The organism is Microbulbifer halophilus, assembly GCF_026183675.1.
Classification (GTDB): Bacteria; Pseudomonadota; Gammaproteobacteria; order Pseudomonadales; family Cellvibrionaceae; genus Microbulbifer; species Microbulbifer halophilus.
The window spans coordinates 78,489-90,745 of the sequence record NZ_JAPIVK010000016.1; the positions used below are offsets into that span (position 1 = coordinate 78,489).

The following is a 12,257-nucleotide window of genomic DNA, read 5'->3' on the forward strand; positions in this document are numbered from 1 at the left end:
CTTCAAGCCAATTCGATATCGGAAGGGGATTCCGGAATTGGAAAATACAAGGTGACAATCGAACCCGCTGGGATCTAACCAAAACCCCCGGCGGACCCGGCGCCCGGGCTCGCAATACCCCGGCTCGAGACTACGACCAAATTATTGCGACACCTTCAGACACAAGGAATATATTATTCATTTCCCACTGAATCAACCCCCGACTTGCCCTGTGTCTCCAGCGCTCAATTGATCGGCGGCCGTTTATGGTTCCTGAACACATCAACGGCCCGGCGGCTGCGCTCGAACAGGTCTTTTGCCCGACCATCTCTCTGCGACATGAGAATGAACAGCAAGTCGGTCACCATATGCTGCGCCGTGCGCGAGAGAATGGCTGAACTCCGCGCCCCTACCTCGTCCGACAGGCAAAACAGATTGGTGCCGGCGAGCTCCACCAGGGGATTGCGGGAAAAGCCGGTCAGGGAAATGACACCCGCACCGTGATTCACACCGGTTTCCGCTACCCGGACGACATCCTGGGTCAGGCCCGACTCGGAGATTGCAAATATCAGATCTCCACCGCCCAGGGTGGCCGCGTTGGCGACCTGTACATGGGTATCGCTTTCCGCTAGTACCGCCTTGCCGAGCTTCATCAGCTTGAAGGCGAAATCCCTCGCCACCAGCGATGACGCACCGACCCCCGCCAGGAGCACCCTGTCGGCGCCGGAGAGTAAACCGACCGCCCTCAGCAACTCGTCTTCGCGATTGACCGTCAGCGTCTCGTTGAGGGACCCCGTTTTGCGCGCGATCAGCTTCTGCGCCACGGTGGACAGATCGTCGTCCGTGGAAATATCGCCGTGAATCGCTTTTGGCAACACAGACGTTCGCGCCAGCGATTCGGTCAGGGACAGCTTCAGGTCGGTATAGCCCCGGTAACCGAGCTTCTGGCTGAACTTGACCACACTCGACTGGGACACACCGACACTGTCCGCCAGGGACTTGGAAGACAACCCCCGCACCACTTCGACATTGTCGAGCAGGTAATCCGCAATGCGCCGCTCGTGATTCGACATGGACTCCCGCATCGCGCGGATTTTGGTAATTGATCCCATAACCAGAAGCTCCAGAAGGAAATAGATACATCCGCTGATCCGCCGCGGCCGGGCGGGAATAAATACTTTGATCCCAAAAGGAATAAATGATACCAATAACACTTAAATTAAGGAATAATTCAGTACCACGAGAGCAGGAAGGGCAGATCCCCCATGGACTTGCAGTTCACCCTACTGGACTGGGCCATCTTTGCGCTGTACGGCGTGATACTGGCCACCGGTGGCTGGTTATTCAGTCGCAAGAAGACCGCCGACAGCCGCGACTACTTCCTCGCGCGCAACAGCATGCCCATGTGGATGGTGGCCATCTCCACCCTCGCCACCGTCCAGTCCGCCGCCACCTTTCTCGGCGGCCCCGATCTCGGCTACGGCGGCGACTTCACCTACCTGTTCACCAACCTGGGGGCCCTGATCGCAGCGCTGATCGTGTCCCGGCTGCTGATTCCGAAGTTCTACGCCCAGCGGGTAACCACTGTCTACGAACTGCTGCAATCCCGTTTCGGCCATACCGCCAAGCACCAGGCCGGCGTCATGTACCTGGTGGGGCGCGTTTTCGCCAGCGGCGCCAGGCTCTATATGGCCGCAATCGCCGTCTCCATGATCCTGTTCAACGATATCGCGGCCGGCCATGTGATTCTGGCGGTGGCGATCCTGACCCTGGCGGGACTGCTGCAGACCTTTATCGGCGGTGTGCGCTCGGTCATCCAAAGTGACGTACTGCAGTCCGCGATCTATATCGGCGCGGCCATTGCCATGATTTCGGTACTGCTGTGGCAGATTCCCGCCACACTGCCGGAAATTCTCGCAACCCTTCACGCCCCCGGCGACGGCCAGCCCTCGAAACTCGCGCTGATAGACGCGAGCTGGGACCTCGGCGACCCCTTCAACGTCTGGTCGACGCTCACCGGCTTCGTGTTGCTGTTCATCGCCTCGCTGGGGCTGGACCAGGACGTCAGCCAGCGCCTGCTCACCTGCAAAAGCCCGCGCGAAGGCGCCAGGGCCATGACGCTGTCGGTGCTGATGGTGGTGCCGGTGATGCTGGTATTCATGGCCATCGGCATGCTGCTGTACATCGTCTACCAACACCCGGAATTGATGGGCGGCACAGTGGGCTCCTCCCCCACCGGTGGCGACGTCACGGTGTTCATGCACTACGTGCTCAACGAAATGCCGCAGGGACTGCGCGGTCTCGTGACCATCGGCGTCATGGCCGCGGCCCTGTCCACCCTCAACTCCAGCGTCAACTCCATGGCCAGTGTACTGACCGAGGACATATACCGGAGCTGGCTGAAGAAACGCAATATCGACAAACCGGCCGGCCACTTCGTCCTCGCGGGGCGCGTCTCCATGATCCTGATCGCGGCGGCGCTCGGCAGCATGGCCATCGTCTGCTACTACTGGCAGCAATACAGCGACCTGCCCCTGATCACCTTTGCCCTGTCGGTGATGGTGTTCGCCTATTCGGGTCTGCTGGGGGTATTCTTTACAGTGCTGTTCACCGGCCGCGGCAACAGCACCAGCGCCGGCCTGGCGCTGGTCACGGGCTTCCTCGTCACCCTGGCCCAGCAGCCGTGGATGATCAGCGCCATCACCGGCACCGATACCCCCATCGATATCGCCTTCACCTGGCAGCTCTGCCTGGGTACCGCGATCGCCTTCGCGGTCTGCTGCCTCGGCAGGCCCGAACCGGTTTCCGTCAACCACAAGTCATTGGAGGGATCCAGTGCATGAGCGACTACTTCATCGGCATCGACGGCGGCGCCACGAAAACCCTGGGGAGGCTTGGCGGCGGCGATATGGCGCCGCTGGAAATACGCACCGGCGCCAGCTCCCTGAGCCAGAACCCGGCCGATGCCGTCGCCACTATTGTCGGGCTGAGCAGGCAGCTTCTGACGAAACGCCAAATAGGCCCGAAACAGGTATCCGTCGCCTGCGGCGTGGCGGGCGCCGGCAACCCGGCTGCCGCCGGTAAACTCGCCGCGCGGCTGGAATCCGAGGGGTTTGCCAGGGTCACCGTCACCTCGGATGCGAAGACTTCCCTGATCGGTGCCGGCGCCGGCCTGCCGATGGTGATGGTGGCAATCGGCACCGGCTCCGTGGCCATGCGGCTGGGCAGGGACGGCAGCATTCGCCAGTTCGGCGGCTGGGGCCTGGCCGTGGGCGACGAGGGCAGCGGCGCTGCCGTCGGCAAAAGTGCGGTGCGCGGCCTGCTGTGGGAACTGGACAATCACGGCCGCGCCGTGAGCGACCTCTGCCGGGATATAATGGCGCATGTGGGCTACCGGCGCTCCTCGATACTACCCTGGCTGCAAGAGGCCGGCTCGCGGGAATATGCAGCCCTGGCACCGGCCGTATTCGAGCACCTGCCCCACTGCCGGCTGGCGGAAGATATCGTCAGGAAAACCGCCATCGACGTCGAGCGACTGATTCGCACCGCCAGCGACGACGGGGAACTGCCGCTGACCCTGCTGGGAGGCCTGGCCGAGAAAATGAGCCCGTTCCTTTCAGAAGACCTGAGATCGAGACTGATCCCCGCACTCGGCACCGCCCTGGATGGCGCCTGCATACTGGCGCAGCGGGAAACCGAAACCGTCTAGCTTTTGGACCAGACCATGTACGAAGACCTCATACAGGAATTAAGCCTTCTCGACAGCGAGGCGCGCAACCCGGACACGCAGGATATCGACCTGCTGCCGACCGCCTCGGTGCTGGAGAAAATCAACATCGCCGACCGCGAAGTGCCGGAGGCGGTGCAGCGCGTGATACCGCAGATCGCAGAGGCAGTGGACCACATTGTCGAGGCATTCCGGACCGGCGGCAGGCTCGTCTACATGGGAGCCGGCACCAGCGGGCGCCTGGGCATACTGGACGCCGTCGAGTGCCCGCCCACCTACGGTGTGGAGGAAGACATGGTGATCGCGCTGATCGCCGGCGGCGAAGACGCCGTGTACCGCGCCCAGGAGGGAGCCGAAGACAACCCGGCCCTGGGCCAGTCCGACCTGGAGCGCATCCAACTGACAGACAAAGATGTGGTGGTCGGCATCGCCGCCAGCGGGCGCACCCCCTATGTGATCGGCGGCCTGCGCTATGCGCGCAAACTCGGTTGCACCGCCGTCGCCCTGTCCTGTAACGGCACGGCGGCCATTGCCGAAGAGGCCGATATCAGGATACTGCCGGAAGTGGGCCCGGAAATCCTCACCGGCTCCACCCGCATGAAAGCGGGCACGGCACAGAAACTGGTGCTCAACATGCTGACTACCGCCAGCATGATCCGGCTCGGCAAGAGCTTCTACAACCTGATGGTGGACGTAAAGGCCACCAACGCCAAACTGCGCGGCCGCACCCGCCGCATCGTCATGGAGGCCACCGGCGTCTCGCTGGAGGAGGCCGACCGCGTCCTCGGCCAGTGCGACCACAATGCCAAGCTCGCCATCATGATGATTCTGAGCGGGCTCGACAATGCCGCCGCGGAAGAGGCCCTGAACAGGGCCGACGGCTTCCTGCGTCGCGCACTGCAGCAGGTGCAGGATAACGGGCAAAAGAAAGCCGCCCTGTAGGATGGGCAAAGCGCAGCGTGCCCATCACCGGATGCCCTCCCGCGCGCTGTCCAGCGCATCGGCGACAACTTCCAGCCAGTGCCGCACCGGCTTTTCCGTGCCCCCCTGCAGGTGCAACAGGCAGCCGATATTGGCGGTCAGGATGGTGTCGGGATCGGTGGCCTGCAATTTCCGCAACTTTTCCTCCCGCAGCGCGCGGGCCATGGCCGGTTGCAGCATTGAATAGGTTCCGGCCGAGCCACAGCACAGGTGTGCATCCTCCACTTCCGGCAACTGCATGCCCAGGCGCGACAGTAGCGCCTCCACCCTGCCGCCCAGCCGCTGGCCGTGCTGCAGTGTGCAGGGGCAGTGGAAGACGGTGTTTCTGAGCCCGCCCAGCAGCTCCGCATCCAGCGGCGCCTCGCGCAGAACTTCCTCCGCCAGCTCCACCGGGTCGCGCAACAGCGCCGCCACCCTTTCCGCCTTTTCCCGGTAACCGGGATCGTCGGCCAGCAGCGCCGGGTAGTCCTTCAGGTGGACCGCACAGCCGGAAGCACTGGAGACAATGGCCCGCACCGGGCGCTCATCCAGCTGCGCGCACCAGTGATCGATATTCTCCCGCGCCAGCTCGCGGGCCTGTTCCTCGGCGCTGGTGTGGTAGCTGGCGGCGCCGCAACAGCCCGCAGACCGGGTGCGCAAAACGGGCACCGAGCAGTAATCGAGTATCCGCGCCAGCGCCGAGTCGATTTCCGGGCGCAGCAACGGCTGCACGCAGCCGCCCACCAGCAGCACCGCCTCCGCCCGACTCTCCTCGCCAGTGCCCGCGGCGGCTTGCTGCCGGCTTCCTCCGGTCGGGAAATAGACCCGGCGCAGGCTGCGCGGCAACAGGGGAGACACCAGGCGGCCGAGCCCGAGCATTCCCTTCAGCAGGCGCGGCGACAGCAACAGTTGCCGCAGCAGGCCGCGGATACTCCGCTGCAGAAAACTGCGCGGCGCCAGGCGCTCGACGGTTTCGCGGCCGATGGACACCAGGTGGTGGTACTCGACACCGGACGGGCAGGTGGTCTCGCAGCTCTGGCAGGTCACGCAGCGATCCAGGTGCGTGCGCGTGGCGGGGCCGGCCTCACCGGTTTCCAGCATTTCCTTGATCAGGTAGATGCGCCCGCGAGGGCTGTCCAGCTCGTTGCCGTTCTGCAGATAGGTGGGACAGGTGGCCGTGCAGAAGCCGCAGTGGACACAGGCATTGAGGATTTTTTCCGCGCGCTGCGCCTCGTCTTCGGAAATCAGGTTTTCGACCAGGTTCACCTGCATGGCTTATACCTCCGCGCCGCCGAAATGGGTCCGATAAAGATCGCGGTTGAACAGTCCCTCCGGATCGAATGCCCGCTTGATCCTGCGGTGCCAGTCTTCACCGCCGCCAGCCGCAGCCAGAACCCGGCCGCGAAGTATCCTGACGAAACCGCCCAGCTCAGCGGCCTGCCGCTGCAGCGCCCCGTGATCGCCGTCCGCGACCCAGACCCGGGCCCCTTCCCAATCCACCATGGCGGTGCCGCTGCGCGGCTCGAACGGCATGGCCCTGGGCAGATAGACACAGGCGAGCTGTTCCGCCGAAAAAAACCGGTGGCGAAGATCGCGCACGGCGCACCAGTCGAAATCGCTGTCCTCGCCACCGAGCGAATCCAGCAGCGGCACGACCGCCGCCCGGCGGCCACTCAGGCGCAGGTACAACCGATCGCCGCAGTGACAGGCCCCACTGATCAGCGGGCGCAACAAGCGCGTCTTCTGCCACCACTGCGGCAGGTCATCGACACTGGCGACAAAGCTGCGGGTCAGGCTGTATTCCGGCTGCGGCCACAGCCGCAGGGTCACGTCCAGCAGCACCCCCAGGGTGCCCAGGGCGCCCACCTGCAGCCGCGACAGATCGTAACCGGCCACATTCTTCATCACCTGGCCACCGAAATTCACGATCTCTCCCCGACCGTTCAACATCCGGCAGCCGATCACCACATCCCGCAGCGACAGGCCGAAAACGCGCGCGGGACCGTCCCAGCCAGTGGCCACGGCGCCGCCGATGGTACTGCCGGCGCCGGGCCGCGGAATGTCCGCGGCAAATCCCTGTCCCTCGGCGGCGAGCAGCTTTTCCAGCGACGCCAGCGACGTGCCGCTGCGCACCTTCAGCATCAGTTCGTCCGGCTGGTAGTCGATGACGCCGGCGTGCTCGGCGAGGCTCAGGGGATTTTCGCCGACGGCAAGGTTGAAGCCGGTGCGGCTGGCGCCGCCGGCAATGTCCAGGCCCTCGCCCGCCCCGCTCTGCAGTTGCCGCTGTACCTGCTCCTGCAACTGCAGGCTGCAATCCCGCTCAGCCATCGGATTTCCTCAGCATTCGGTATTCCTGGCAGTGGGCCAGGGTGGGAATCAGTTTGTCCGGGTTGAGCAGCCTGTCCGGATCGAGCGCGTCCTTGACGGCGAGAAACTGCGCGATTTCCGCATCGCCGAACTGCACCGCCATCTGGTCGATCTTTTCCAGGCCCACGCCGTGTTCGCCGGTGATGGTGCCGCCCACCTCGATACAGTACTCCAGGATATCGGCGGCGAGGTGTTCCACCCTGTCCAGTGCATCCCGCTCGCGACCATCGAACATGATGATCGGGTGCAGGTTGCCGTCGCCGGCGTGGAACACATTGGCCACCCGCAACCGATAGTGGCGCGCGAAGCGGTCGATGGCCTCCAGCACATCGCCGATGCGGCGGCGGGGAACGGTGCCGTCGATACAGTAGTAGTCCGGGCTCAGGCGACCGACGGCGGGAAAGGCACTCTTCCTGCCCTTCCACCAGAGTTCGCGCTGCGCATCGCTGGCGGCACACTGCACCCGGCTGGCGCCGGAGTTCGCCAGCACCGATTCCACCAGTGCCAGCTCGGCGGCCACCTCTTCGGGCTGGCCGTCCAGGTCGATCAGCAGTATGGCGGCGGCATCCAGGGCGTAGCCGGCGTGGCAGAATTGCTCGGTCGCCTCGATGGCCAGTGCGTCCATCATTTCCAGCGCCGCCGGCACCACCCCCGCGCGCACGATGGTCGATACGGCATCGGCCGCCGCGCGCACCGTGGAAAAATCGGCCATCAGCGTGCGCGTCTGCGCCGGTTTCTGCGTCAGCCCCACGGTCACCTCGGTGACGATGCCGAGGCCGCCCTCGGAGCCGTGTACCAGCGCCAGCAGGTCGTAGCCCGGCTGCGCCAGGCAGTCGCTCCCCAGAGTCAGGATTTCGCCGTCGGCAGTGACCAGGCGCAGCCCGGTGACATTCTGCACCGTGACGCCGTACTTGAGGCAGTGCACACCGCCGGCATTCTCCGCCACATTGCCGCCGATGGAGCAGGCGATCTGCGAGGACGGATCCGGGGCGTAATAGAGACCGTGTGCGGCGGCGGCGCGCGATATCTGCAGGTTCACGACCCCGGGCTCCAGGCGCGCGGTCATCGAATCCGGATTCACCGACAGGATGCGGTCCATACCGCTGGTCACCAGCAGCACACCGCGCTCCAGGGGCCGGGCGCCGGCGGACAGCCCGGTGCCGGCGCCGCGGGTAACCAGCGGCACCCGCTGCCGGCGACAGAGTTTCGCCACCGCCACCACTTCGGCCTCCGAGCGCACCAGTACCACGGCGCGGGGGCTTGCGCGATAGACCGGCAGCGCGTCGCATTCGAACGGCGCCACGCGCTCGCGGCCACTCAGTACACGATCGGCCGGAACAATCTTGCGCAGGGCCTCAATAATGGGATCGCGGTCGAAACGCATTTCACACCTTCCAGATAATCCGGCGCCGGTAAAGCTGCCACATCACAGCATAGAAGACCGCCAGGCAGCTCAGGGCAAACAGCAGTGAGCCGCCATAGCCGCCGAACAACGGCCGATAGAATCCATCGAACAGCCACTGCTTCAGCGACAAGTCTCCCACCGGAACCATGATCAACAGGCGCCCGACAATGCCCGCGAGCATAAACAGGGCGATGGCGTTGACGCCGAGTACCAGCAGCGGCGCCAGCGCGCGGTGATGCCGGCGGATATCGGCGAAATAGAAGCAGGCGGCCAGCAGGATCAGCGAAACGCCGCCGGTAACTGCGACAAAACTCGGCGACCAGAGCGCCTTGTTGATCGGCACCCAGGGGTGCAGCAACTGGCCCAGCCCCAGCAACAGTAGCCCGCACACCAGCCAGCGCATGGCGATGCGTGTTTTCCCCGCGGGCGACGGCTCCGCGGCTTTCCAGCCGAGCCCCGCCAGCACACCGAGCAGGCAGGTGGCAACAGCGGGCAACGTGGTCAACAGCCCCTCCGGATCGAAGGCGAAGGGCTGCGCGTTCCGGTAGTAGAGGTGCGCGCTGCCCAGCACCGCCTGATCCAGCCAGGCGGAAAAGTGATTGCCGAAAGACAGTTCACCGCGAAACACTTCCCCGGAATCACTGGCATAGGGCACCGACAGCATCAGCAGCCAGGGGACCGCCACCAATGCCAACGCAACGAGCAATAATCCCCGCGGTGAACACCAGCGCAGCAGGTAGCAGCAGATGATGTATACCAGGGCAATGCGCTGCAGTATCCCCAGCCATCGGATATTCTCGAGGCGATCCTGCGGCCAGCTGTAGGAGGCGTCGTGGAAGTTGTAGAAAAAGATTGCCAGCAAAAGCCCCAGCGCAAACAGTTTCAGCGCGCGCGACCAATACCGCCAACCCACCGCCGGGAATTCTTTCCCGCCGCCGTTGGCCAGCACCAGCGACAGGCCGACGACAAACAGGAACAGCGGAAAGATCACATCGGTGGGCGTCCAGCCGTGCCACTCGGCGTGCGCCAGCGGTGCGTAGACGTATGACCAGCTACCCGGGTTGTTGACCAGCACCATGGCGGCGATGGCAAAGCCGCGCAGCAGGTCCACCGCCACCAGCCGCCCCTCGGGCACCCCGGCGAGAATTTCCTGTGCGTGGCGGGAATACATGGTGGGCTACTCCGGGTAGAGCAAATAGGGGCGGCGCCGCTGCAGGTAGCGCTGCAACGCCGGCTGCCATCCGCGGCGGATTTCGGCCTCGCTTTTGCCCGCCAGCACTGCCAGCCTCAACGCATCGGTGCCCGCCAGCTTGTCGAAAAACTCCGCGCGGGAGAAAAAGGCTTCGCCGGATTCCCCCGTACGACCTCGCCAGTCGATCAGGTAGCGAAGCGTAAAGCGCTCGTCCGGATCGCCGCCGCGCAGGTCGTCGCCGCGCAGCCGGTGCCCTCTGTATTTGGGGTTTTCACTGGCACCGGGCATGGAAACCGGCTCGAAGGAATAGCGGCCGCGGCGATCGTCCGGGTGGCCGATCACCTGGAAGGGATACTCGGTGCCGCGCCCGATACTGACCACAGTGCCCTCGAACAGCCCCAGCGACGGGTAGAGGCGGATGGCGCGATCGTTGGGCAGGTTCGGCGACGGCTCCACCGGCAGTGAATAGCGCATCTGCTTGCGGTAGCCGGCAACGGGAATCACCGTCAGGTCGCAGCGGGCGTCGCCCTCGAGCCAGCCCTCTCCGTTGATCATCCGCGCCAGCTCGCCCACGGTAAGGCCGTGCACCAGCGGTATCGGGTGCATGCCGATAAAACTGCGGTATTCCTTTTCCAGCACCGGTCCGTCCACATAGTCGCCATTGGGATTGGGCCGGTCGAGCACCAGCAGCGGCACTTGATAGTCGGCACAGGCCTGCATCAGGTAGTGCAGCGAACTGATATAGGTATAGAAACGCACCCCCACATCCTGGATATCGAACAGCAGCCAGTCGAGATCCCGCACCTCTTCGCGGGACGGCTTGTGATTGCCGCCGTACAGGGAAACGATCGGCAGGCCGCTGGGACCGTCCACGCCGTCGTCCACCCTGCCACCGTTCTCGACATCGCCGCGGATACCGTGCTCCAGGGCAAATATACGCTCGATATCCAGGTCCCGCTCGCGCAGGAAATCGATCAGGTGCCGCTCGCCGACCCGGGAGGTCTGGTTGACCACCAGGCCCACCTTGCCACCCTCGAGCAGCGGCAGATAGCGCCCGGGCTGTTCAGCGCCGGTTCGCAGGGCGCTGTCGGCACAGGCCCCGACGGAAAGCAACAGTGTCAGTACCAGTAGATAGCGGGACATTGCGGATAAATACATCTTCATTTCCTACAACATCATCACGCCCAGCGCGACAAATCCCACTGCGCTGATGGCACCGGCGCGCAGGGCATAGGGCAACTGGGTCCTGACATGGTCGATATGCTCGGTGCCCGAAGCCAGCGAGGAGACAATGGTGGTATCGGAAATGGGCGACGAGTGATCGCCGAAAATACCACCGGACAGCACCGCGGCGACGAACAGCGCCGGCTCGGCCCCCAGTGCCGTCGCCACCGGAATGGCAATCGGCAGCATGATCGAGAAGGTGCCCCAACTGGAGCCGACGGAAAAAGCAATTACGGCGGAAACCAGGAAGATGCTCAGCGGCAACAGGAACAGCGGAATACTGTCGCCCACCATGCCCGCCACATACTCACCGGTACCCAGCGCCTGGGATATCCCGCCGAGCGCCAGTGCCAGCACCAGGATCACCGCCAGGGGCAACATGCGCCCCGCCCCTTCCATCCAGGTGTGGCTGAGTTCGTCCAGCGTCATGACGCGCTGGAACAACACCAGTACCGACACCGCTGCGAGTGCCGCCAGCGAGGCCCAGAGTACCGAGGTAGAACCGGAACCGGCGAATATCTCGCCGTTGCCGGTGATCCACAGCCCCGTGGGCATGGCCAGTATCAGGACCAGCACCGGCAACAGCATATTGAGCAGGCGCGGTTTCGCCTTGCCGTGCTCGTCGCCGCTCCCGGAAATATCGACACCGTCCACATCACCGGCGGCGGTGCGGGCCTCCGCCGCCGCCATGGGTCCGGGGTTGTAGTTCCGGTTGATGGTAAAGGCGGTCATGGCCACGGCACAGATCGCGTAGAGGTTCAGCGGAATACTGGCCAACAGCACCGCCAGAGGATTGCCCACCCCCAGGCCGTCGAGCAGGCCCAGGTTGAACGCGCCCCAGGCGTTGAGCGGAATCAGCATACAGATGGGCGCGGAGGTGGAGTCGATGATATAGGCGAGTTTTTCCCGGGAAATCCTGAAGCGATCGAACAGCGGCCGCGAAACCGTGCCCGCCACCAGCACGGTGATATTGGATTCGATAAAGATGACGATCCCCACCAGCCAGGCCATCCACTGGGCGCGCCGGCCATTGGTCACCCACCGGCTGCGTTCCAGGAAGCTAACAAAACCGCTCACCGCACCGCAGCGCTCCAGGGTGACGATAAAGGCACCGATCACCAGGGTGAACACCACCACCCGCGCATCGCCGGGATTGGCCAGCACCGCCAGTACGCCGTCCAGCGCTTCGGCCAGCGAAGGAAAAAAACCGGAATGGTTGAGCAGGAAAAATCCCAGCCAGATACCGGCAAACAGGGCCAGGTAGACCTGCCGGGTAAGCAGCGCCAGGCCGATGGCGATAAAGGGCGGTAACAGGGTGATCCAGGTTAAATCATTCATACAGCTTCTGTCGTTATTATTGGCTTTGTGCTTGGCCCGCCTCGCCCGTAAGAAGCGCCGGTGAC

At 64.2% G+C, this 12,257-nt stretch carries 10 protein-coding genes; 3 read left to right on the top strand and 7 right to left on the bottom strand.

Features of this window, described 5'->3' with window-relative positions; translation table 11 throughout:
* Positions 1-224 precede the first annotated feature (224 nt).
* Complete coding sequence (locus OQE62_RS10335) at positions 225-1,091, bottom strand: SIS domain-containing protein (protein ID WP_265721953.1); 867 nt, start codon at positions 1,089-1,091, stop codon at positions 225-227.
* A 153-nt stretch (positions 1,092-1,244) separates the two neighbouring features.
* On the opposite strand from OQE62_RS10335, the gene OQE62_RS10340 reads away from it, so the two are divergent.
* The 3 genes from OQE62_RS10340 to murQ are packed head-to-tail and all read left to right on the top strand — an operon-like array spanning position 1,245 to position 4,648.
* On the top strand, positions 1,245-2,822 hold the full coding sequence (locus OQE62_RS10340; RefSeq protein ID WP_265721954.1) for a sodium:solute symporter: 1,578 nt from the start codon (positions 1,245-1,247) through the stop codon (positions 2,820-2,822).
* Complete coding sequence (locus OQE62_RS10345; RefSeq protein WP_265721955.1) at positions 2,819-3,688, top strand: BadF/BadG/BcrA/BcrD ATPase family protein; 870 nt, start codon at positions 2,819-2,821, stop codon at positions 3,686-3,688. Before OQE62_RS10340 ends, OQE62_RS10345 begins: the two co-directional genes overlap by 4 nt.
* A gap of 15 nt (positions 3,689-3,703) precedes the next feature.
* Positions 3,704-4,648 carry an N-acetylmuramic acid 6-phosphate etherase gene (gene murQ, locus OQE62_RS10350; RefSeq protein ID WP_265721956.1) on the top strand — a complete coding sequence of 315 codons (945 nt, stop codon included), beginning with the start codon at positions 3,704-3,706 and terminating at the stop codon, positions 4,646-4,648.
* Between the two features lie 24 nt (positions 4,649-4,672).
* On the opposite strand, the gene glcF is transcribed toward murQ, so the two are convergent.
* The 6 genes from glcF to OQE62_RS10380 are packed head-to-tail and all read right to left on the bottom strand — an operon-like array spanning position 4,673 to position 12,192.
* Positions 4,673-5,938, bottom strand: coding sequence for a glycolate oxidase subunit GlcF (gene glcF / locus OQE62_RS10355; RefSeq protein ID WP_265721957.1), 1,266 nt, complete (start codon positions 5,936-5,938; stop codon positions 4,673-4,675).
* Between the two features lie 3 nt (positions 5,939-5,941).
* Positions 5,942-6,994: an FAD-binding protein gene (locus OQE62_RS10360; RefSeq protein WP_265721958.1), complete on the bottom strand. Its 1,053-nt coding sequence runs from the start codon at positions 6,992-6,994 to the stop codon at positions 5,942-5,944.
* Positions 6,987-8,417, bottom strand: coding sequence for an FAD-linked oxidase C-terminal domain-containing protein (locus OQE62_RS10365; RefSeq protein ID WP_265721959.1), 1,431 nt, complete (start codon positions 8,415-8,417; stop codon positions 6,987-6,989). Before OQE62_RS10365 ends, OQE62_RS10360 begins: the two co-directional genes overlap by 8 nt.
* Before the next feature lies 1 nt (position 8,418).
* Positions 8,419-9,609 carry an acyltransferase family protein gene (locus tag OQE62_RS10370; RefSeq protein WP_265721960.1) on the bottom strand — a complete coding sequence of 397 codons (1,191 nt, stop codon included), beginning with the start codon at positions 9,607-9,609 and terminating at the stop codon, positions 8,419-8,421.
* A gap of 6 nt (positions 9,610-9,615) precedes the next feature.
* Positions 9,616-10,788, bottom strand: a complete 1,173-nt coding sequence (locus OQE62_RS10375) for an exo-beta-N-acetylmuramidase NamZ family protein (RefSeq protein ID WP_265721961.1) — start codon at positions 10,786-10,788, stop codon at positions 9,616-9,618.
* A gap of 9 nt (positions 10,789-10,797) precedes the next feature.
* Positions 10,798-12,192 carry a Na+/H+ antiporter NhaC family protein gene (locus OQE62_RS10380; RefSeq protein ID WP_265721962.1) on the bottom strand — a complete coding sequence of 465 codons (1,395 nt, stop codon included), beginning with the start codon at positions 12,190-12,192 and terminating at the stop codon, positions 10,798-10,800.
* Between the last annotated feature and the right edge of the window lie 65 nt (positions 12,193-12,257).

Excerpts from the sequence above, each read along its gene's own strand:
- OQE62_RS10365 (WP_265721959.1), bottom strand. The coding sequence starts at position 8,417 with ATGCGTTTCGACCGCGATCCCATTATTGAGGCCCTGCGCAAGATTGTT.
- OQE62_RS10345 (WP_265721955.1), top strand. The coding sequence starts at position 2,819 with ATGAGCGACTACTTCATCGGCATCGACGGCGGCGCCACGAAAACCCTG.
- OQE62_RS10370 (WP_265721960.1), bottom strand. The coding sequence starts at position 9,609 with ATGTATTCCCGCCACGCACAGGAAATTCTCGCCGGGGTGCCCGAGGGG.
- OQE62_RS10375 (WP_265721961.1), bottom strand. The coding sequence starts at position 10,788 with ATGTATTTATCCGCAATGTCCCGCTATCTACTGGTACTGACACTGTTG.
- OQE62_RS10360 (WP_265721958.1), bottom strand. The coding sequence starts at position 6,994 with ATGGCTGAGCGGGATTGCAGCCTGCAGTTGCAGGAGCAGGTACAGCGG.
- OQE62_RS10335 (WP_265721953.1), bottom strand. The coding sequence starts at position 1,091 with ATGGGATCAATTACCAAAATCCGCGCGATGCGGGAGTCCATGTCGAAT.
- OQE62_RS10380 (WP_265721962.1), bottom strand. The coding sequence starts at position 12,192 with ATGAATGATTTAACCTGGATCACCCTGTTACCGCCCTTTATCGCCATC.
- murQ (WP_265721956.1), top strand. The coding sequence starts at position 3,704 with ATGTACGAAGACCTCATACAGGAATTAAGCCTTCTCGACAGCGAGGCG.
- glcF (WP_265721957.1), bottom strand. The coding sequence starts at position 5,938 with ATGCAGGTGAACCTGGTCGAAAACCTGATTTCCGAAGACGAGGCGCAG.
- OQE62_RS10340 (WP_265721954.1), top strand. The coding sequence starts at position 1,245 with ATGGACTTGCAGTTCACCCTACTGGACTGGGCCATCTTTGCGCTGTAC.